This is a genomic window from Nocardiopsis codii, from assembly GCF_036327455.1.
GTDB lineage: Bacteria > Actinomycetota > Actinomycetes > Streptosporangiales > Streptosporangiaceae > Nocardiopsis > Nocardiopsis codii.
Window position 1 is genome coordinate 397,281 of the sequence record NZ_JAUZMY010000001.1, and the last position, 21,192, is coordinate 418,472.

General features: G+C 71.7%; 18 protein-coding genes. 10 read left to right on the forward strand and 8 right to left on the reverse strand.

Annotated elements, in window-relative coordinates; translation table 11 throughout:
* Positions 1-171: 171 nt before the first annotated feature.
* The gene (locus Q8791_RS01530; RefSeq protein ID WP_330089720.1) at positions 172-2,085 is read left to right on the forward strand and encodes a GMC family oxidoreductase; all 1,914 of its coding nucleotides are present in this window, start codon (positions 172-174) and stop codon (positions 2,083-2,085) included.
* Positions 2,086-2,248: 163 nt separating this feature from the next.
* Here Q8791_RS01530 and Q8791_RS01535 read toward each other — a convergent pair whose 3' ends face one another.
* Positions 2,249-3,034, reverse strand: a complete 786-nt coding sequence (locus tag Q8791_RS01535; protein ID WP_330089721.1) for a MerR family transcriptional regulator — start codon at positions 3,032-3,034, stop codon at positions 2,249-2,251.
* Positions 3,035-3,222: 188 nt separating this feature from the next.
* On the opposite strand from Q8791_RS01535, the gene Q8791_RS01540 reads away from it, so the two are divergent.
* The 6 genes from Q8791_RS01540 (at position 3,223) to Q8791_RS01565 (ending at position 9,474) form a co-directional block, all read left to right on the forward strand.
* Positions 3,223-4,140, forward strand: coding sequence for an AurF N-oxygenase family protein (locus Q8791_RS01540; protein ID WP_330089722.1), 918 nt, complete (start codon positions 3,223-3,225; stop codon positions 4,138-4,140).
* Positions 4,141-4,354: 214 nt separating this feature from the next.
* On the forward strand, positions 4,355-5,209 hold the full coding sequence (locus tag Q8791_RS01545; protein ID WP_330089723.1) for an SDR family NAD(P)-dependent oxidoreductase: 855 nt from the start codon (positions 4,355-4,357) through the stop codon (positions 5,207-5,209).
* A gap of 12 nt (positions 5,210-5,221) precedes the next feature.
* Entirely contained in the window at positions 5,222-6,133 is a 912-nt protein-coding gene (locus Q8791_RS01550) for an AurF N-oxygenase family protein (RefSeq protein ID WP_330089724.1), read from the forward strand.
* A 381-nt stretch (positions 6,134-6,514) separates the two neighbouring features.
* Complete coding sequence (locus tag Q8791_RS01555) at positions 6,515-8,038, forward strand: flavin-containing monooxygenase (protein ID WP_330089725.1); 1,524 nt, start codon at positions 6,515-6,517, stop codon at positions 8,036-8,038.
* Between the two features lie 33 nt (positions 8,039-8,071).
* Positions 8,072-8,422, forward strand: a complete 351-nt coding sequence (locus tag Q8791_RS01560; protein ID WP_330089726.1) for a DUF4873 domain-containing protein — start codon at positions 8,072-8,074, stop codon at positions 8,420-8,422.
* A 155-nt stretch (positions 8,423-8,577) separates the two neighbouring features.
* Positions 8,578-9,474: an alpha/beta fold hydrolase gene (locus tag Q8791_RS01565; protein ID WP_330089727.1), complete on the forward strand. Its 897-nt coding sequence runs from the start codon at positions 8,578-8,580 to the stop codon at positions 9,472-9,474.
* A gap of 96 nt (positions 9,475-9,570) precedes the next feature.
* Here Q8791_RS01565 and Q8791_RS01570 read toward each other — a convergent pair whose 3' ends face one another.
* A complete protein-coding gene (locus Q8791_RS01570) occupies positions 9,571-10,929 on the reverse strand; it encodes a four-carbon acid sugar kinase family protein (protein ID WP_330089728.1) in 1,359 nt (452 codons plus the stop codon).
* A 118-nt stretch (positions 10,930-11,047) separates the two neighbouring features.
* A complete protein-coding gene (locus Q8791_RS01575; RefSeq protein ID WP_330089729.1) occupies positions 11,048-12,160 on the reverse strand; it encodes a Gfo/Idh/MocA family oxidoreductase in 1,113 nt (370 codons plus the stop codon).
* 209 nt (positions 12,161-12,369) lie between these two features.
* On the opposite strand from Q8791_RS01575, the gene Q8791_RS01580 reads away from it, so the two are divergent.
* The 3 genes from Q8791_RS01580 to Q8791_RS01590 all read left to right on the forward strand — a co-directional run bounded on the left by Q8791_RS01580 (position 12,370) and on the right by Q8791_RS01590 (position 15,782).
* Entirely contained in the window at positions 12,370-13,725 is a 1,356-nt protein-coding gene (locus tag Q8791_RS01580; protein WP_330089730.1) for an ABC transporter substrate-binding protein, read from the forward strand.
* An 81-nt stretch (positions 13,726-13,806) separates the two neighbouring features.
* On the forward strand, positions 13,807-14,784 hold the full coding sequence (locus Q8791_RS01585) for a carbohydrate ABC transporter permease (RefSeq protein WP_330089731.1): 978 nt from the start codon (positions 13,807-13,809) through the stop codon (positions 14,782-14,784).
* Entirely contained in the window at positions 14,781-15,782 is a 1,002-nt protein-coding gene (locus tag Q8791_RS01590) for a carbohydrate ABC transporter permease (protein ID WP_330089732.1), read from the forward strand. Before Q8791_RS01585 ends, Q8791_RS01590 begins: the two co-directional genes overlap by 4 nt.
* 168 nt (positions 15,783-15,950) lie before the next feature.
* Here the strand turns inward: Q8791_RS01590 and Q8791_RS01595 are convergent, their stop codons facing one another.
* From Q8791_RS01595 to Q8791_RS01615, 5 genes are all read right to left on the reverse strand, one after another.
* Positions 15,951-16,898, reverse strand: coding sequence for a fructosamine kinase family protein (locus Q8791_RS01595; protein WP_330089733.1), 948 nt, complete (start codon positions 16,896-16,898; stop codon positions 15,951-15,953).
* A 5-nt stretch (positions 16,899-16,903) separates the two neighbouring features.
* Positions 16,904-17,431: a low molecular weight protein-tyrosine-phosphatase gene (locus Q8791_RS01600; RefSeq protein ID WP_330089734.1), complete on the reverse strand. Its 528-nt coding sequence runs from the start codon at positions 17,429-17,431 to the stop codon at positions 16,904-16,906.
* A gap of 70 nt (positions 17,432-17,501) precedes the next feature.
* On the reverse strand, positions 17,502-17,936 hold the full coding sequence (locus Q8791_RS01605) for a response regulator (protein ID WP_330089735.1): 435 nt from the start codon (positions 17,934-17,936) through the stop codon (positions 17,502-17,504).
* 29 nt (positions 17,937-17,965) lie between these two features.
* Positions 17,966-19,900, reverse strand: a complete 1,935-nt coding sequence (locus tag Q8791_RS01610) for an ATP-binding protein (protein ID WP_330089736.1) — start codon at positions 19,898-19,900, stop codon at positions 17,966-17,968.
* A 23-nt stretch (positions 19,901-19,923) separates the two neighbouring features.
* Positions 19,924-21,183, reverse strand: a complete 1,260-nt coding sequence (locus Q8791_RS01615) for a PP2C family protein-serine/threonine phosphatase (protein ID WP_330089737.1) — start codon at positions 21,181-21,183, stop codon at positions 19,924-19,926.
* Positions 21,184-21,192 lie beyond the last annotated feature (9 nt).

Consider the following 21,192-nt stretch of genomic DNA (forward strand, 5'->3'; position numbering starts at 1 on the left):
GCCGAACTTGCGCCGAAGCACGCCACGTGTGTTACATGGAACACACCCTACTCGGCGGTAGTGACGAACATTACAATATCGAATGTCACATTTCTAGATGGCACATTCAATGTTGCGGACTCGTATCCGGCGCACTACGACGCCCGCGACTGACCCGAAGAGAGATCAGCCGTGGCCCCAGAGCGCACAACACAAGCAACCGCCGGCGCCCCCGAGGAGGGGGACGCCCGTTTCGACTACGACGTCCTCGTGGTGGGATCAGGATTCGGCGGCTCCGTCAGCGCCCTCCGCCTCACCGAGAAGGACTACCGGGTCGGAGTGCTCGAAGCAGGCCGGCGATTCACGCCCGAGACCCTCCCTTCGTCGTCCTGGGACCTGAAGAACTTCCTCTGGGCCCCGCAGGCCGGCCTGTACGGCATCCAGCGCATCCACTTCCTGCGCGACGTGATGATCCTCGCCGGCGCCGGAGTGGGAGGCGGCTCCCTCAACTACGCCAACACCCTCTACCACCCGATGGACCCGTTCTTCGAGGACCCCCAGTGGCGTCACATCACGGACTGGAAGTCGGAGCTCGCACCGTTCTACGACCAGGCCCGGCGAATGCTCGGCGTGCGCACCAACCCCACCGTCACCCCCTCCGACGTGCACCTGAAGGCGGTAGCGGAGGACATGGGCGTCGGCCACACCTTCCGCCTCACCCCCGTGGGCGTGTGCTTCGGCGACGGGGAGGACGGTGACGGCACCGAGGCCGCGCCCGGGGAGTCCGTGGGCGACCCCTACTTCGGCGGTGCAGGCCCCGCGCGCCGGGCCTGCACCGAGTGCGGCGAGTGCATGACCGGCTGCCGCCACGGGGCCAAGAACGCCCTGACCGAGAACTACCTGTACTTCGCGGAGCGCGGCGGCGCCGACGTGCACCCCCTGACCAGCGTCGAGCGCATCCGCGAGCTGCCCGACGGCGGTTTCGCCCTCGACACGGTCCGGACCGACGCGCCCCGGCGCCGGGAGAACGCCCGCACGTTCACCGCGCGCAGGGTCGTGGTGGCGGCGGGCACCTACAACACCCAGACCCTCCTGCACCGGATGCGCGACTCGGGGATGCTGCCGCGCCTGTCCGCCAGGCTCGGCACGCTCACCCGCACCAACTCCGAGGCACTCGTCGGCGCCATGAGCACCCAGGTGCCGCCGCCGGAGGACCTGACGCACGGCGTGGCCATCACGTCGTCCATCCACCCCGACGAGAACACGCACATCGAGCCGGTCCGCTACGGCAAGGGCTCCAACGCGATGGGGCTGCTCACCGCCATGCAGGTGCCCGGCGGCGGGCGGGTCCCGCGCTGGCTGCGGTTCGTGGGCCTGGCGGCACGCCGCCCGCACGTGTTCGTCCGCAGCTTCTCCAACCGCCGCTGGTCGGAGCGGACCATCATCGGCCTGGTCATGCAGTCGCTGGACAACTCGCTCACCACCTCCGTCCGCGGGGGGATCTTCGGCGGCAGGAAGAAGCTCACCTCGAGGCAGGGCCACGGCGAGCCGAACCCGACGTGGATCCCGAAGGGCCAGGAGGCCGCCACCCGGCTCGCCGAGCGCATCGACGGGTTCCCCGGCGGCACGTGGGGCGACGTGTTCAACATCCCGATGACCGCGCACTTCCTGGGCGGGTGCCCGATCGGCGACAGCGCGGAGAACGGCGTCATCGACCCCTACCACCGGCTGTACGGGCACCCGGACATCCACGTGGTGGACGGATCGGCGGTCACCGCGAACCTGGGCGTGAACCCGTCGCTGACGATCACGGCGCAGGCGGAGCGCGCGATGTCGATGTGGCCCAACAAGGGCGACGAGGACCCGCGGCCCGAGCAGGACGCCGGCTACCGCCGGGTCCGGCCGGTGTTCCCGCGGTCGCCGGCCGTCCCCGCCGGGGCGTTCGCCGAACTGCGGTTCGGCGCGTCCCTTCCCCTGACGGTGGTGGACGCCTCCTCCCCCACCGGCGGCGAGGTCGCGGCGCGGGTCGAGGCGAAGGCGGCCGAGGTCGCCGAGGCGGTGGACGCGGCGGAGCCCGCCGGGGCTCCGGAGACCGACACCCGGTAGCGCGCACGGCGGCGGGCCCGGACCGTGCGGTCCGGGCCCGCGCGGGGAGCCGGCCCGGAGGTTCGGGGTGTTCGGGGGTGTCGAGGTGTTCCGGGGACCGGGGGCGGGTCCGCGCCCTCGGGGCCCGGGTACGGGGTCGGGGGAAGACCGGCTGTCGCGGAGGTCAGGCCGGCCCCGTCAGGCCCTCGGCCCTCGGGCGGCTTCCCTGCTCCCTCTCCAGGTGCTCCATCGCCAGGGCGAAGTGCTCGCCCATGACGGTGGTGAGGTTCTCCGCCATGGCCTGGGCGAGGACGGCGTCCACGGCCTGCTGGGCGAGGGGGCGCACGCGCCGGATGAGTTCGGCCATCTCGGCGGTCTCCTCGCTGCGGACGACCGTGCCGGGGGCGTGTTCGGCGAGTATGTGCTCGGAGACGAGGCGGACCATGTGCTCGGCGACGTTCCCGACCTTGTCGCGCAGGTTCTCGGCGATGTCGAGGACCGATTCCACGCTCATGCCGAGCTTGACGAGCTCCACACCGGCGTGCAGCAGCCGGGGGCTGGGGACCCGGAAGCGCAGGCCGTCGCGCTCCAGGACCCGCAGGTCGAGGGCGCGCTTTATGGTCTTGGGCGTCACACCCTTGCCGAAGAGGTCGCGGAGGTCCCCGAGGGTGATGTAGTCGGCTATCTCGTCGCTCCAGGCATCCCCTATCGCCGACTCGAAACCGAGGATGTCGGAGAGGTCGCCGCCGCGCTCCCAGACCCGGAACATCTCGCCGATGTTGGCGAAGGTGTACCCGCGCCGCAGAAGTTGGCCGATGAGCCGCAGACGTGCCAGGTGCGCCTCGGAGTAGATGCCCACGCGGCCCTCCCTCCGGGGAGGAGCGAGCAGACCTCGGTCCTGGTACACCCGGACGTTGCGGACGGTCGTGTCGGCAAGCCGGGCGAGTTCGTCAATGCGGTATTCGGCCATGGGTCCAGCCTAGAGACCCTGCCAAAGGTTACCCGTCAGTAAAACGGCGTCTCGGGACCATTGCACCATGACAACGACCATTGTAACGTTTCCGACACAGGAGTGAGGGGCGTCACACGCCCGCCCGTCGGGACGCCCCTCACCACCCCCACCGGGGCCCGCCCCGTGCCCCTTCGAGGAGGGACCACGTGTCCGGACGCACCACGGAGACGCCCGAGCCCAAGCTCACCGACCGGGAGGACATCGCCAAACGCCTGCTGCGCGGGTCGGCGAAGGCCTCCTTCGACCCGCTCGTCGAGATCGACTGGGACGCACCCCTGGAGGACCGCTGGGGCATGCGGCCCGAGAGGGTCTCCCTCTACGGCACCCACCTGTGGGACCGGCTCTCCGACGCCGAGCGCCGCAGGCTCAGCCGCCTGGAGATCGCCAGCACCATGGCCACCGGCATCTGGTTCGAGACGATCCTGATGCAGATGCTGGTCCGCCACGCCTACCACAACGACCCCACCACCAACCACGTCCAGTACGCCTACACCGAGATCGCCGACGAGTGCCGCCACACCGTCATGTTCGCGAAGGCGGTCGGGAAGCTGGGCTCCCGCGCCTACCGGCTCGACCCGGCCGCACACCTCCTGGGCCGGGTCTTCAAGGCCCTCGCCCACGGCCCGCTCATCTTCGCGGGGGCACTGTTCGTCGAGGAGATCCTCGACCAGCTCCAGCGGGAGATGATCGACGACGAGAGCATCGAGCCGGTCGTCCGCGCGACCTCCCGCATCCACGTGATCGAGGAGGCCCGCCACATCCGCTACGCCCGCGAGGAGTTCCAGCGCGACTGGATCACCCGCGGCCGCGTGAACAGGGAGTACAGCCGCATCGTCCTCGGGCTGGTCACCTACTACTCCGCCACCCGCCTGGTGCACGGCAAGGTCTACGCCGAGGTCGGGCTCGACCCGCGCGAGGCCCGCCGGACGGCGCGGCGCAACCCCCACTTCATCGACAGCAAAACGCACCTGTCCCGCAAGGCGTTGAGGACGCTCGGCACGGCCGGGGCCGTCTCGGGCCTGGGCGCGTACTTCTGGCGGAGGGCGGGACTCCTCGGGCGCTGACGTGCCCCCTCCCCGCGGCGTCCCCGCACCGCCGCGACCCCGGACGTCACCGGCCGACCGGACGGCGCCCGCGACCCCCGTGGCCGCGGGCGCCGTCGCGCGCGGCGGACCGCGGCCGAGCAGAACCTACTCACGAGTAAATTTCCAATCTCCACCCATTGCATTGTGACAATGCTCGTTGTAACGTTCCGGCAATGACTGTGGAGGAGATCACATGACGCCCCCCCTGCCGCGCCACCTGCGCCGGCTGCCCGGCCAGAACGCCATCGTCACCGGCGCCTCGGGAGCCTTCGGCAGCGCCACCGTGGCCGTCCTCCGCCACCTCGGCGTGAACGTCGTCGGCATCGACCGCAAGCCCGCCCCCGGAGTCATCGGCTGCGACATCACCGACGACCGACAGGTGCGGGAGGGCGTGGCGGAGGCCGTCGAACGGCTCGGAGGGCGCCTGGACCTCCTGATCCACTACGCGGGCGTCGGCCCCTCCGTGGACATCGGGCACACCCCCGACTCCCACGCCCACCAGGCGCTGGAGGTCAACCTCCTGGGCACCTGGCGGGTCACCGCCGCCGCGATGCCCTCCCTGCTCCAGAGCGAGGGGCGGGTCGTCGTCACCTCGTCGCTGCTGGCCCACCTCCAGCTCCCGCTCGCCGGCGCCTACACGGTCTCCAAGCGCGCGGTGGCCGCCTACGCCGACTGCCTGCGCGCCGAGTACGGAACCCACGTCGGCGTGACCACCGTGTTCCCCGGCTACGTCGACACCCCCATCCACGACAGCTCCCGGGCCACCGGCGCCTCCCTGGACGGTCTCGTCCCCGCCGAACAGAAGCGCGACACGGTGATGGCCGTCGTCCGGTCCGCCGCCGCCAGGCGCGCCCCGCGCGACGTGGCCTCGACCGCACTGGGCACCGCCGCCCTACACCTGACCAGGCACTTCCCGGGCACCACGGAGCAGATCGTCTCGCTCCAGCTCGGGCTGCTGCTCGCGGACGGCGCCTTCGGCGGCGCGGAGATCGCCCAGGGCCTCCACTCGCGCCACGGCAACCCCGCCACCAAGTCGAACGCGTCCTGAGGAGGAAGCAAGATGACCGCGGAGATCACGGCCAAGCCCAAGCTCACCGACCGGGAGGACATCGCCAAACGCCTGCTGCGCGGGTCGGCGAAGGCCTCCTTCGACCCGCTCGTCGAGATCGACTGGGACGCGCCCGTCGACCCCGACATGTGGGCGATCCGGCCCGAGCGGATCTCCCTCTACGGGACGTACCTGTGGGACCGGCTCTCCGACGCCGAGCGCAAGGAACTCTCCCGGTTGGAGGTCGCCAGCGTCGCGACCATCGGCATCTGGTTCGAGACGATCCTGATGCAGATGCTGGTCCGCCACGCGTACCACAACGACCCCACCACCAACCACGTCCAGTACGCCTACACCGAGATCGCCGACGAGTGCCGCCACACCGTCATGTTCGCGAAGATGGTGCAGAAGCTCGGCTGGGAGGCGCACCGGCTGGACCCCGTCACCTACCACCTGGGCCGGCTCTTCAAGGCCATCGCGCACGGCCCGCTGATCTTCGCGGGAGCACTGTTCGTCGAGGAGGTCCTCGACCAGCTCCAGCGCGAGGCCGTGCCGGACGAGCAGATCCTCCCCCTGGTGCGCTCGGTCGCCCGCATCCACGTGGTGGAGGAGGCCCGGCACATGCGCTACGCCCGCGAGGAGTTCCAGCGCGACTGGGTCACCCGCGGCCCCGTCAACCGGGCCTACAGCCGCATCGTCCTCGGACTGGTCACCTACTACTCCGCCACCCGCCTGATCAACCCCAAGGTGTACGCGCAGGTCGGACTCGACCCGGACGAGGCATCCAAGGCCGCCCGGGCGAACCCGCACTGGGTCGGCACCAAGACCTGGGCCGCGCGCAAGGTCGTCGCGACCCTGGGCACCGCCGGGGCGATCTCCGGCCTGGGCGGCTACTTCTGGCGGAAGGCCGGCCTCCTCGGCTGACGCGTCCGCGCGGGACCGCCGACCCGGCCGGGGCACGCCCGGCGGCACGGTCCCCCGCGCGACGCCGCCCCGGAGGCCGCCGCACCCCCGGCCCCGACCGTTCCTCCCACCGCCGACGGACCGCCGCGCACCGCGGCGGGGCCCTCGGCCCCACAGACCCACCGCCGGAAGACGGAACGCGCCACGTCCTCCGGCGGTGGACCCGACCTCCCGGGGGCGAAACGCGCCGCGTCCCCGGGAGCCCCGCTCCCCGGAGGCGAACGCGCCTCGCCTCCGGGGCGTCAACTCCCCCGGGGGCGTACGCGCCACGTCCCCGGGGGGCACACCCCACGACCCGAGCGGCAGCACACCCCGGGCCGGTTCGCACGAAGGGACCTGAACGTGACCGAAGCACCACCGCACTTCCGGGTGGCCATCATCGGGTCGGGATTCGCCGGCATCGGCATGGCAGTCCGACTCAAGCAGGCCGGCCTGGAGGACTTCGTGGTCCTGGAACGCGCCGGCGACGTCGGCGGCACCTGGCGCGACAACGACTACCCGGGCGCCGCCTGCGACGTCCCCTCCCACCTGTACTCGTTCTCGTTCGCGCCCAACCCGCACTGGAGCCGCACCTTCTCCACGCAGCCGGAGATCTGGGAGTACATGAAGCGGGTCGCCGGTGAGCACGGCGTGGACAGGCACGTCCGCTACGACAGCGACGTCACGTCCGCGCGGTGGGAGCCCGACGACAACCGCTGGCGGATCACGACGGAGAGCGGGACGGTCACCGCCCAGTTCCTGGTGAGCGGAGCCGGCCCCCTCGCCGACCCGTCCTACCCCGACATCAAGGGACTGGACACGTTCGAGGGGAAGGTGTTCCACTCCGCGGACTGGGACCACGGGCACGACCTCAGCGGTCGCCGGGTCGCCGTGATCGGCACCGGGGCGTCCGCGATCCAGTTCGTCCCGAGGATCCAGCCGAAGGTCGGCACGCTGTCGCTGTTCCAGCGGACCGCCCCGTGGGTGATGTTCCGGCACGACCGCGACATCACCCGGACGGAGAGCTGGCTGTACCGGAACTTCCCGGTCGCCCAGCAGATCGCCCGCAAGAGCATCTACTGGGGGCGGGAGAGCTACATCCTCGGCTTCGCCAAGAACCCGCGGCTGCTCTCCGTCGTGGAACGGCTGGGCCGGGCCAACATCGCCCGCAGCGTCAAGGACCCCGCGCTGCGGGCCAAGCTCACCCCGGACTTCCGCGCGGGCTGCAAGCGCATCCTGATGTCCAACGACTACTACCCGGCGCTGGCCCGGCCCAACGTCGACGTGGTGACCGACGGGATCGTGGAGGTCCGCCCCCACGCGGTCGTCACCCGGGACGCGTCGGGCCGGGAGACCGAGCACGAGGTCGACACGATCATCCTCGGCACGGGCTTCCACGTCACCGACCCGCCGGTCGCCCGGCGCATCCTCGACGCCGACGGGCACTCCCTCTCCGAGCACTGGGGCACCAGCGTGCAGGCGTTCCGGGGCACCACCGTCGCCGGATTCCCGAACGCCTTCGTCCTCGCCGGGCCGAACACCGGGCTGGGCCACACATCCCAGGTGTTCATGATCGAGGCGCAGATCCGGTACACGATGGAGGCGCTCAAGTACCTCTGCAGGAACGGGCTGGACCGGATGGACGTGCGGCCGGAGGCACAGCGGTCCTACAACGACATGGTGGCCGAGTCCATGGAGGGGACCGTGTGGGTGTCCGGCGGCTGTGACAGCTGGTACCTGAACGAGGAGGGGCGCAACACGACGCTGTGGCCCACCTTCACCTGGAACTTCGCGCTGCGCACCCGCTGGTTCGACCCGCACAACTACGACCTGCGGGTGGACCGCGCGCGCACGCGCGGCGCCCGCCGTTCCACCGTCGCGGCCTGACACCCGAGGTCCGGAGTCTGAGGAGGAGTACCGATGAGCGGGTTCGGTGACGACGAGGAGGAGTACCGGGGCACGGTCACGGTCGTGCTGCCCGGTCCGGACAGCGGGGAGGGCGGCGCCGCCGTCGAGGTGGACGCCCACCTCGCGGGCAACTTCTCACCCCTGACCGGCGACTACCGGTGGCGCGGACGGCTGTCGGCCAGTCCGGAGGTGACCTCGGCCTTCCGGGACGGCACCCGGACCGTCGTGGTCCGCACCCCGGACGGGTTCGAGGGCACCGGCGACCTCGGCGAGCCCAACCTGTGGGGCGGCCACCCGGTCACCGGCGCGGGCTCGCCGCCCTTCGCGGTCCCCCGGATCGACGTCGAGGAGCTCGACGACTGATCCGGCCCCGAACGTCCCCCCGGGCCACGCGCCGACCTGGGGGGACACCCTGTGGCACGCCGTGGCGGGGACGCTCCGCCACGGCGTGCCCGCAGCGCCGCCCCCCGCCCCGGCGCGGCACCCCCGACGCACCCCCAGAGCGAGAGGTAACCCCGATGGCAACCCGACACGTGGGTCAGGCCCGCGAGCTCCAGGTACGCTCCGCCGACGGCACACTGCTGCACGCCGAGGTCCGCGGCCCGGAGGACGGGCCGACGCTGGTCCTCGCCCACTGCTGGGCGACGTCGCTGGCCTCCTGGGGGCCGGTGGTGCGCGAGCTGGACGCGAACCTGCGGGTCGTGCTCTACGACCAGCGCGGCCACGGCCGCTCGCAGACGCCCCTCACCCGGGCGGGGTACGGCACGGAGAAGCTGGCCGACGACCTGTGCGCCGTACTGGAGGCGACCGTCCCCGCGGGGAGCCGGGCCGTGGTCGGCGGGCACAGCATGGGCGGGATGACCGTCATGGCCGCAGCGGACCGCCGCGTGTTCCAGGACAGGGCGGGGGCGGTGCTGCTCACCAACACCGGGTGCACCCAGCTCCCGGAGCGGTCGACGGCCATCCCGCTCCCCGGCGCACTGGGCACGCTGGGCGCGAAGGCGTTCCTCCAGGCTCCGCTGCCCCTGGGACCGGCCGGCGCGGCGAGCGCGCGGGCGCTGAAGTTCCTGGTGATGGGCAGGGAGGCGGAACCGCGCATGGTCAGGCTGTGCGCGCGGCTGGTGCACGCGTGCGGCGGCGTGCCCCGCGGCCGGTGGGGCGAGGTGATGAGCGGGCTGGAGCTGGACGAGACGGCCCGGCGGATCTCGGTGCCGGCCGTCGTGGTGGTGGGGACGCAGGACAAGCTGACCCCTCCGTGGCACGCGCACCACATCGGGGGCCTGCTCCGGAACTGCGAGGAGGTGCGGGAGGTCCCCGGCACCGGGCACATGGGGCCGCTGGAGAACCCGCGGGTCCTGTCCGACCTGCTGGAGAAGCTCGCCGTCGACCACCTGGGAGCGGAACTCGCCGCCTGACGCGGGGAACCGCCCCGGCACACGGACGCCCCGGCCCTCCGGCCGGGGCGTCCGCCGTACGTCACGGGGCGAGCGGGCGCCGGCGGAGCGGGCCGGTCAGAGGTCGCGGGCCAGGGTCGGGACCACGTGCTCCGACACCTCCGAGTGCACCTGGTGCAACCGTGTCTGCACGGCCCTCCGCAGCTTGGTCAGGCACTCGACCAGGGTGATGTCGTCCCCGACCAGGCCGCCCTTGGCCACGGTCGGGGTCCCGTCCAGCGGCCCCCCGCTGAGGTGCCCGTGCACCGCCAGGGGCACGATCTCGCCGCCGACGTCGAAGGCGTGCACGTCCAACTCGTCCAGCAGGCTCGCGACGAGGTCTCCCCCGGTCAGGTAGAGGCCGCTGGGCAGGGCGTGGGCGCCCGTGGTGTCGGCCACGTCGTTGACGACGTCGGCGACCAGGCGGGCGATCCGGGCGGGCAGCTCCGCCCGCGTCTGGCCGGGCAGCGCCCGCACGCGCTCGGCGCTGGTGACCAGCCTCAGCACGCACAGTTCCGGGAACCCCGACGACGTCAGCTGCTCGGTCAGCTCCGCCGCGACCTCGTCCTCGTGGCCGCTCTCGGGGTCGGCGAGGGCCACCGCGTCCAGGTCCACGAAACGCACGGCGCCCGTGCGCGCCACGGTGGCGAGCTGCCGCCGGGTCAGGTCGGTGGTGCTGCCGACCACGCCGAGCAGCGGTCCGCGCGAGCCCGCCTGGCCGCGCAGCCGCAGCGAGTACGCCAGCAGGGCCCCCGTCGGCCCGGGGTCGGCGGACACCCACACGACGCCGTCACGCTGGTGCGCCTCGGCGGCGGCCTCCGCGATGTCGGTGAGGTGCTGCTCGGTGCTCGCGTCGCAGACGACGACGGGCTCGTCGCCCGCGAGGAGCTCCGAGGTCAGCATCGTCTGGGTGATCTGTCTGACCGGGACGTGCCGCACGGGGAGGTCGCACTGGACGGCGAGGATGTCCGCGACGACGCTGGTGTCCATGGGGAACAGCGGGTCCAGCGCGAGCTCGGTGCGTTCCAGCGGCAGTCCGTTGAGCAGCTGCACTCCGTCCTCGGTGATCCGCCCCGCGCTCGGGAAGGCCGGGGTGAACAGGACCCGTACCCGTGTCCCGGAGGGCACCCGTTCGCGGACCGCGTCGTAGACGGCCTGCAGTTCGGCGCCGACGTTGCCCCGCAGCGTGGAGTCGGTGCGCTTGACCACCAACCCCACCGGCCAGACGGCTTCGACCACGTCGGTGACCAGGTCGGCGGCCTGCTCGGCGGGGACGTGACGGCTGTCCAGGTTGGCCACGACCACGTCGTAGTCACCGACGACCTGGCTCACGTGCTCCGGGGTCACCGTGGCCACGCGCATCCCGGTCCGGGCGAACCTGGCCCCGGTGGCGTTCGCACCGGTGAGGTCGTCTGCGACCACGAGGACCTGGGCCACGACACGTCTCCTTCGGTCTTCGGGGCGAAACCCTGGGGCAACCTCCCCCCAACATAGGGCCACGCCGGGGTGCCGCAGGCCCGGACGCGTTCCCCGGGGCTGCCAGAAGGAGGCGGCCCTAGAGGCCGACGACCGTGCGGGTGCGGGCGCTGCGCCGCGCCGCCTCGATGACCTCCAGGCCGTGGATGACCTCGTGCGGGTCCACCGGCAGGGGGTCGCCCTCCCCCACCGCGTCGCGCACGCCCGCGTAGAACTCCGGGTAGGCGCCGCGCACGGACGGCACGCGGCTGGTGTCCCCGTCCACGCCGAGGACGCCCCACCGCTCCTCGGGGACCACGCCCCAGTCGTGGGCGTCGGGGCGTTCCCCCGCCGCCAGCCGGGCCTCCTGCCCGTCCATCCCGTGGCTGGTGAACGCCCCCCGGTCGCCCAGGACCCGGAAGCGCGGCCCGTCCTGGGCGGTGAGCGCCCCCATCCACAGGTGGGAGCGCGTACCCCGGACGTGTTCGAGCGCGAGGAACACGTCGTCGTCGGCGCCCGCCCCCTCACGGAGGGCGTCGACCTCGGCGTAGACGGATCCGACCGGACCGAAGAGGTTGACCGCCTGGTCGATCAGGTGCGGCCCCAGGTCGTAGAGCAGGCCCGCCCCGGCCTCCACCTCGCCGGACTCCCTCCAGGTCGCCTTGGGACGGGGACGCCAGCGCTCGAAACGCGACTCGAACCGGTGCACCCGCCCCAGGGCGCCCTCCTCGATCAGGTTCCACAGCGTGAGGAAGTCGGCGTCCCACCGGCGGTTCTGGTACACGGTGAGCACGCGGTCCAGCTTGTCCGCCAGGTCGGTGAGCTCCCGCGCCTGCCGCGCGGTGAGCGCGAAGGGCTTGTCGACCACGACCGCCAGCCCGGCCTCCAGGGCGGCCCGGGCGAGGGGCGCGTGGGTGTCGTTGGGCGTGGTGACGACGGCGATCTCGTACCGGTCGGCGTCGGCCCACAGGTCGGCGGCGGTGGGGTAGACGGTGACGCCCGGGTAGCGGGCCTCGGCGGCGCTCCGGCGTCCGGGGTCGCCGGTGACGACGGCGGACAGCCTCAACCCGGGGACCGCGTCGATGAGCGGCGCGTGGAACACCTCCCCGCCCTTGCCGTAGCCGATGAGGGCGACGTGCAGCTCGGGCCCGTCGTGTCCTGGGTCGCCGTTCCCCGGCGCCGACCGGTCCAGTCCGTGGGGTGCGTCAGCCATGCACTCCAATCTAGGGCCTCGCCCGCCGAAATCCGGCTCGACCCCTCCGAACTGCATGTTTCGGCATCGTTACGAAAGAATTTGCACAATATGTAGACATTTGCAGAGAAGCGGGCTTGCATCATGTCCAGGTATGCCATGGGTCACACGGACCCCGGCGGCGGTCCGACGCGCCACCGCCTCCCCACACGGACCAAGGGAGAACCCCCATGCCGAGACCAGACCGCAGGCCCCGACGCCCCCTGGCCGTGGCGGCCGCGGCCGGAAGCATCGTCCTCCTCGCCTCCGGCTGCGGATTCCTCAGCGGTGAGGGCGGCGGCGGCACCGTCGACACCTCCGACCTGGACTGCTCCCCCTACGAGCAGTGGGCCGACACCGGCGGCACCGTCGACGTCTACGCCTCCATCCGCGACACGGAGGGCGACCTCCTGGAGGAGTCCTGGGCGGAGTTCGCCGCCTGTACGGGGATCACCGTCCAGTACGAGGGCAGCGGGGAGTTCGAGGCCCAGCTGCCGATCCGCCTCGACGGCGGCAACGCCCCCGACCTGGCCTTCATCCCCCAGCCCGGCCTTCTCGAACGCGCCGCCTCCGACGGCCACGCGGTCCCCGTCGGCGACGGGGTGCGCGAGAACGTCACGGCCGGCTGGAGCGAGGACTGGCAGGGCTACGCCACCGTCGACGGAGACCTCTACGGCTCCCCGCTGGGCGCCAACATGAAGTCGATGGTCTGGTACTCGCCGACGTACTTCGCCGACAACGGCCACGAGATCCCCCAGACGTGGGACGAGATGATCGAGCTCAGCGACACGATCGCCGAGTCCGGCACCAAGCCCTGGTGCGTGGGCTTCGAGTCCGGCGACGCCACCGGCTGGCCCGGCACCGACTGGATCGAGAACGCGCTGCTGCGCACCTCGGGCACCGACGCGTACCACGAGTGGATCGCCCACGACATCCCCTTCGACGCCCCGGAGGTCGAGGCGGCCTTCGACCTGGCCGACGGGATCATCCGCAACGAGGACTACGTCAACGGCACCTTCGGCGGCGTCGACAGCATCGCCGTCACGTCCTTCCAGGAGGCCGGGCTCCCGCTGCTCGACGGCGGCTGCGCCATGTACCTGATGGGCTCGTTCTACGGCGCCCAGTTCGAGGACGACGTCGAGATCGGCGAGGACGCCGACATCTACGGGTTCGTCCTGCCCCCCATGGAGACCGGCACCGACGTGCCCATCATGGGCGGCGGCGAGTTCGTCGTGGCCTTCGACGACCGCCCCGAGGTCGTCGCCATGCACGAGTACCTGTCCTCCGGCGACTTCGCGAACAGCCGGGCCTCCCTCGGCTCGTGGGTCTCCGCCCACCAGGACCTGGACCCCGCCAACCTGGCCGACCCCACGGACCAGTTCACCGCCGAGGTCCTCAACGACCCCGACACCGTCTTCCACTTCGACGCCAGTGACGCGATGCCCTCCTCCGTCGGTACCAACGTGTTCTGGAGCGGCATCATCGACTGGATCACCGGCAGCTCCACCGGAGACGTCCTGGAGACCGTCGAGTCCGCCTGGCCGTAACCCCCTCCCCCCTCCCCGCACGGGGTCCGGCACGGTCCCGCCGGACCCCGTCACACCTCCTGGTACCGACAAGGGGTCTCCATGGAGTACTCGTTCCTGAACGAGCTTCCCAAGATCGTGTGGATGCTCATCGGGATCGCCGCCTTCCTGGCCGTCATCGGACTGCTGCTCGTCCTCGTGGACGTGCCCCGTACCCGGCGCGACCGCTGGCAGGCGTTCCTCTTCCTCGCACCGGCGCTGGTCCTCCTCGTCGGAGGCCTCGTCTACCCGGCACTGCGCACCACCGTCCTGTCCTTCCACGACCGCTCCGGCGAGGAGTTCGTGGGCCTGGCCAACTACGTGTGGATGTTCCAGCGGCCGGAGATCCTCCTGGTCCTGCGCAACACCCTCCTGTGGGTGGTGTTCGCACCCGCCCTGGCCACCGCCATCGGCCTGCTCTACGCGGTCCTCATCGACCGGTCCCGGTTCGAGGCGGTCGCCAAGTCCCTCGTGTTCATGCCGATGGCGATCTCGTTCGTGGGCGCCAGCATCATCTGGCGGTTCGTCTTCGCCTACCGTCCCGCCGACCAGGAGCAGTACGGGCTGTTCAACCAGATCGTCGTGTGGGCGGGCGGCGAGCCCCGGCTGTGGCTGCTCGACCAGCCCCTCAACACCTTCCTGCTGATCCTGGTGCTGATCTGGGTCCAGGCCGGGTTCGCGATGGTCGTGCTGTCCGCGGCCATCAAGGCCATCCCCTCGGAGACGGTCGAGGCCGCGCGCATCGACGGCGCGGGCGCGTGGCAGCTGTTCAGCCGGATCACCCTGCCCTCGGTGTGGCCCACCGTGCTGGTCGTTCTCATCACCATCACCGTCCAGACCCTGAAGGTCTTCGACATCGTCCGCACCATGACCGGCGGCAACTACGGCACCAGCGTGATCGCGAACGAGATGTACAGCCAGGCCTTCCAGCAGGGGCAGACCGGACAGGGGTCCGCCCTCGCGGTGTTCCTCTTCGTCCTGGTCGTCCCGCTGGTGCTGCTGCAGATCCGCCGCACCCGCAAGGCGAGGGAGCTCTCATGACCCCGACGACGAACCCCCCGCGTCCGGGCGGCCCCACGGGCGCCGGCGCGGACGGCGCCGCACGGGGCGGGAGGCCGCCCCGGCCCTCCGGCGGAGCCGCCGCGCGGGTGCGCCGCAAGCTCACCGGCTCCGCGGCGGGCCTGGCCGCGCTCGTGATCGCGGTGCTGTGGACGATGCCCACCGCGGGGCTGCTCATCTCGTCGTTCCGTCCCGCCGAGCAGATCCGCACGACCGGGTGGTGGACGTTCCTCTCCTCCCCCGAGGTGACCCTGGACAACTACCGCGACGTGCTGTTCGGCTCCGCGAACGACGGGCGGCTCGCCAGCCACCTGGTGAACTCGTTCGTCATCACCCTGCCCTCCACGGTGTTCGTGCTGGGCGTGGCCGCGCTCGCGGCGTACGCGCTGGCGTGGATCGACTTCCGCGGCCGGGACTGGCTCTTCCTGGGCATCTTCGCCCTCCAGATCGTCCCGCTGCAGATGTCGCTGGTCCCGATGCTGCGGTTCTTCTCGCAGGGGGTCTCGGTGGGCGGGGTCCAGGTCATGCCCGCGTGGGAGCTGACCGGCGCGATGGCGTTCACCAACGTGTGGGTGGCCCACGCGGTGTTCGGCCTTCCGCTCGGCGTGTTCCTGCTGCACAACTTCATCTCGCAGCTGCCCAAGTCGCTCTTCGAGGCGGCCAGGGTGGACGGGGCCGGACACGGTCGGATCTTCCTGCGGATCGTGCTGCCGCTCATCACCCCGGCGCTGGTCTCGCTGGGGATCTTCCAGTTCCTGTGGGTGTGGAACGACCTGCTGGTGGCCCTGATCTTCACCGGCGGGGACACGGCGACAGCACCGCTGACCGTCCGGCTCGCCGAGTTGGCGGGAACGCGCGGGGAGGCCTGGCACCGGCTCACGGCCGGCGCCTTCGTGTCGATGGTCGTGCCCCTGGCCGTGTTCTTCATGCTCCAGCGCTACTTCGTGCGCGGACTGCTCGCGGGCAGCGTCAAGGGCTGAGGCGTGCCGGGTGAACCGGGCCCTGCCCCCTCGGGGGGCAGGGCCCGCGGTGTTCCGGAGGCCGCGGAGTGCGCTCGCGGGGGACGTCGGCCCGCCGGGGGTTCCCGCTCCCCGGGAGCACGCAGGGTTCTTGGGGGACCGGTGCGGGGCGGCGCCGGGGAGGAGGGGTCAGCCGCCGCGCAGGGCGGCCCGCGCCGTCTCCAGGGTGGTCGTCCGGTAGGCGGCGCCGAACAGGCACACGTGCACCAGCAGCGGGTGCAGCTGGTGCAGGGCGACACGGGAGCGCCACCCGTCGGCGAGCGGGGCCACCTCGTTGTAGGCGTCCCGCACCCGTTCCAGGTAGGGCAGTCCGAACAGCGCGAGCATGGCGAGGTCGGCCTCCCGGTGGCCCCCGTGGGCGGCGGGGTCGATCAGCACCGCGTCCTCGGGGTGCCACAGCACGTTGCCGCTCCACAGGTCGCCGTGGATGCGCGAGGGCGGTTCCGGGGCTCCCGCCAGGTCGGCGACGGAGTCCACGACCTTCTCCACGGTGCGGGCGTCGCCGGGTGTGAGCGCCCCCTGGTCGAGGGCGTCGCGCAGGTAGGGGCGGAGCCGCTGCTCGGCGTAGAAGCGCGGCCAGTCGTGGGAGGGCGTGTTGTCCATGGGGAGGGGCCCGACGTAACCGGGCCAGTCGGCCCCGAAGCGGTCGGCGCCGGTGAGGTGGGTTCCGGCGAGCCGTCGGCCCAGGCGCTCGGCCGCGCCGGCGGTGGGCTCGCGCTGCTCCACCCACGGCAGGACGAGCAGGCGGTCGTCCCAGGCGAGGACCTCGATGGCCGGGGAGCCGAAGGCGCACCCCAGCCATTCGAGGCCGCGCGCCTCGGCGGTGAGCACCCCGCTGGCCGGGGCTCCCCTCACCAGGGACTTGACGAAGAGGCGGGTGCCGTCGGTCAGCTCGGCGAAGGAGATCTCCCAGTCGTGGCTGCTCCCGGCCCGGGCTGCACGCCTGACCTCTCTGCCGAGCAGGACGGACAGGCGTTCGGCCATGGTGCCGTTGACGGGGTCCCGGCGGCGGCCCCCCTGGGGCCCGCCGCCGTCGTCGTCCCCGCCGAAGGCACGCACGATCGGTTCCCCCTCCACCCGCGCTACCTCCGCAGCCGCGTGACGAGTTCGCCTGTGAGGCCCTTGGCCGCGGCTTCCACCATGTTGAGGACGGCGGTGAAACCGTCGTCGCCGCCATAGTAGGGGTCGGGGACCTCCGGGTTGGGTCCGCCACCGGGCGCGAACGACCGGTAGAGCCGCAGCCGCGACTCGTCGAACCCGTGTTCGCCGCCGTACTCGCCGACGAAGCGCCGCACCTCGTCGAGGTTGTCCAGGTCCATGGCCAGGATCAGGTCCCGGGTGGCCAGGTCGGCCGGGTCGAACTGTCGGGCGGTGTGGTTGGTCAGGTACCCGTGCACGCGCAGGGTGGAGGCGGCGCGCGGGTCCATGTCCCCGCCCACGTGCCAGTGGCCCGTGCCGGAGCTGTCGACCTCGACGAGGCCGCCCAGTCCGGCGCGTTCGAGGTCGGCGGTGAGGACCTTCTCGGCCATGGGCGATCTGCAGATGTTGCCCAGGCACACGACACTGACGCGGTAGGGACCAGCGGGATCACGCGGTTCCGGCAAGCTCATACCCCAACCGTAACGAAAAACCGCTGCGGCCACCCGCTCATGCACCAGCGCGTTCGCCCGGAGCGCGGCGTCACCCCTTGGGGAGGCGCACCACGGTGACGAAGAAGTCGTCGATCTGCCGGACGACCTTGATGAACTGGTCGAAGTCCACCGGCTTGGGCACGTAGGCGTTGGCGTGCAGGCGGTAGCTCCGGAGCACGTCCTCCTCCGCCTCGGAGGTGGTCAGCACCACGACGGGGATGTGTGCGAGGTCCGCGTCGTTCTTGACCTCCTCCAGCACCTCCCTGCCGTCCTTGCGGGGGAGGTTGAGGTCCAGCAGGATCAGGTGGGGGCGGGGGACGTCGGCGAACTCCCCCTCACGACGGAGGAACCGGAGCGCCTCGACGCCGTCGGAGACCACGTGCAGGCGGTTGCCCAGCTTGTGTTCCTCGAACGCCTCCTTGGTCATCAGGACGTCGCCCGGATCGTCCTCGACCAGCAGCACCTCGATGGGATGCACCAACATGACCTCGCTCAAACTTCCAGACCCCTGACTCAGGGCCCCGCCCCGTGGTCGGGGGGAACCGTATCGCCACCGGCGGCGGGCGGGTCGGGGGGCGCGTCCCCGGACGTGTCGTCCGGTTCCGTGCTCTCCGCTCCGGGATCACCGTCACCCGTGGACTGTCGTGCGGCCGTCGGCACCGAGCCCTCGGGGGTGGCCTCGGCGTCCTCGGTGCCCTCGTCTCCGATATCGGTCGGAACGCTTCCGACGGTTCCCGTCTCCGGGGCCGCCGTATCGTCCTCGTGTTCGGAATCCGCAGGCAAGGACCAGCATATGCGGGTTCCGGTCTGACCCGAGTCCCCTTCGTCAGAGGTTTCGGCCCCGTCCGGGGACTCGGACCCGCTGTCGAGCCAGATCCTGCCCCCGTGGAACTCCACGATCTTCTTGCACATGGCCAGGCCGATGCCCGTGCCCGTGTACTTCTCCCTCGTATGCAACCGCTGGAAGATCACGAAGATGCGCTCGGCGTACTGCGGTTCGATCCCGATCCCGTTGTCGGCACAGCAGAACACCCACTCGTCCCCCTGCCGCTCCACGCTGATGTGGACCCGGGGGTCCTCCTCGCCGCGGAACTTGACCGCGTTGCCCACCAGGTTGAAGAACACCTGCGTGAGCAGGGTGCGGTCGCCCTGGACGGTCGGCATCGGGTCCCAGGTGACCTCGGCGTCCACTTCCTCCAGGCGGGTGGACAGGCTGCTCAGGGCGTCGTCCAGGGCCGCGTCCAGGTTGACCGAGGTGAAGTTCTTGGTCCGCCCGACCCGGGAGAACGCCAGCAGGTCGTTGATGAGGGTCTGCATGCGCTTGGCGCCCTCGACCGCGAAGTCGATGTAGGAGTCGGCCCGTTCGTCGAGCTGCCCCTGGTAGCGGCGCTGGAGCAGCTGGCAGAAGCTGGCCACCTTGCGCAGCGGTTCCTGGAGGTCGTGGGAGGCGACGTAGGCGAACTGCTCGAGTTCCAGGTTGGAGCGGCGCAGCTCCTCCGTCTGGTGCTCCAGCAGCGTGGACTGCTCCTGGAGCTTGCGCCGCGCGGACGCCACCTCGTCCAGGTCCTGGACGATGCGTTCGCGCATGGAGTCGACGTCGCGGCCCAGCCGGACGATCTCCGGCGGTCCGTGCAGGGAGATCCGGTGCGCGTAGTAGCCCTCCGAGACCTGCCGCATGTGTCCGGCCAGCTCCTCCAGGGGACGCAGCACCCACTGCTGCAGCATGACCCACAGGAACACGGACAGGAACACGACGACCAGCCCCACCAGCACCAGGAGGGCGACGACCTGTTGGGTGGCCAGGGTCAGGCCGTCCCTCGCCTGGTCGATCTCGCTCTGGAGCTGCTGGTTGGTGGCGTCGGCGATCCGGGACAGGTCCAGGAACAGCACGCGCCCGCGCTGGAGGTCCTCGCGTGAGATCTCCTGGCCGCTGCTCACCTGCTCCAGCGCCGGCTCGGCGAACTCGTCGGTCCACAGCCGCCCGGCGGCGAGCAGGTCCTCGACGTTGGACGCGACCTCCGGGTTCTCCTCGGCCAGCTCGGACAGGGCCGCCTGGTTCTCCGCCAGCGTCAGCTGGGAGGCGATGTAGGGCTCCAGGAAGTCGCGGTCCCGCGTGAGGATGTAGCCGCGCAGGGCGTGGTCCTGGCTCAGGTACGACGAGTGCGTCTGGTCGACGGAGCTGACCGCGGGGGTCAGGGAGTCGACCTGGAGGGCGAGGTTGTCGCGGGCGTTGAGGGCCGCCAGGGTGATGACGGACACGGCCACGACCAGGACGACGGCGACGACCGTCAGCAGGCTGGTGACGCGGCGGCGCAGGCTCCACGACTCGTGCGCGGGGCGCGAGCGCTCGCGGTCGGCCCCGTTGACGAAGTGGCCGCCGCCGATCGACGCGGCCCCCGGCAGCACGGGGCCGGGATCCGTCCCGGAGTCCGTCGCGTCGGTGTCCATGGCCGTTCCCTCCCGGGTCGGGCTCACTCCAACTCTCCGTGGGTGATGAGCAGCATCGCCACGTCGTCCTGGAGCGGGCCGCCGTTACTGCGTTCCGCCTCGTCCACCAGGTGCTCCGGCAGGCGGGCCAGGGACACGCCCTGCCCCAGCACACCGGTGACCATCCGGCGCAGGCCCGCGACCTCCAGCCGTTCGGGCGGGCCTCCGTCGTAGGCGTCCACGAGGCCGTCGGTGTAGAAGAGCATGCTCGCCCCGACGGGCAGGACGACCTGGTCGGTGGAGGTCTCGTCCACCGGGAACACGCCCAGCGGCGGCTGAGGCATGACCTGGGTCTCCTCGACCGCCGCGCCCTGGATGACCATGGGCGGCGGGTGGCCGAGGACGCGGAGCCTGACCCGGTCGTCGCCGGTGTCCAGGCTCGCCATGCACAGCGTCGCGTACATCTCCTCCTGGGCGCGTTCGCTGACCAGGATGGCCTCCAGGTTGGGCAGCACCTTGGCCTCGTCGACCCCGCCCATGATGAGGGCGCGCCACGCGATGCGCAGGCTGACCCCCAGGGCTGCCTCGTCGGGGCCGTGCCCGCTGACGTCGCCGATGATGACGTGGGTGGTGCCGTCCTTCTCGACCGCGTCGTAGAAGTCGCCGCCGACCAGGGCGCGCTTGCGTCCGGGCCGGTAGTAGGCGCGGTGGCTGAGCGGCGAGCGCTGGAGCAGGACCTGGGGCAGCAGTCCGCGCTCGAGGCGCATGTTCTCCCGGGCGCGGATGCGCGCCTCGCGGAGCTGACGGGCGCCCTCGTCGGCGCGGCGGCGTTCCAGGGAGTAGCGGAGGCTGCGGCCGAGCAGCGACCCGTCGACCTGCCCCTTGACGAGGTAGTCCTGGGCGCCTGCCGCGACGGCGGCGACGCCCTCGTGCTCGTCGTCGAGTCCGGTGAAGACGACGACGGCCGCGGCGGGCGCCCCCTCCAGGATCTCGCGGAGCAGCTCGAGGCCGTGGGCGTCGGGCAGGTTCAGGTCGAGCAGCACGCAGCCGCGGAAGCCCTTGAGGTGCTCGCGCGCGTCCGCCAGGCTGGACACCCAGGTGATGCGGGTGTTCAGGGCGGTGTCGGCGAGCAGCTCCTCGGCGAGGAAGGCGTCTCCCGCGTCGTCTTCGACAAGCAGGACGTCAAGCGATTCGACGGTGGCCTCCACCCGGTCGTTGAGGACGGCGTCGTCACCCAGGGATGCGCTGCCGTGGGGGGCAGCACCATTGGCGGGAACGGCCTGTGCCGCACCCTCACCGATCACCGTCCGGGG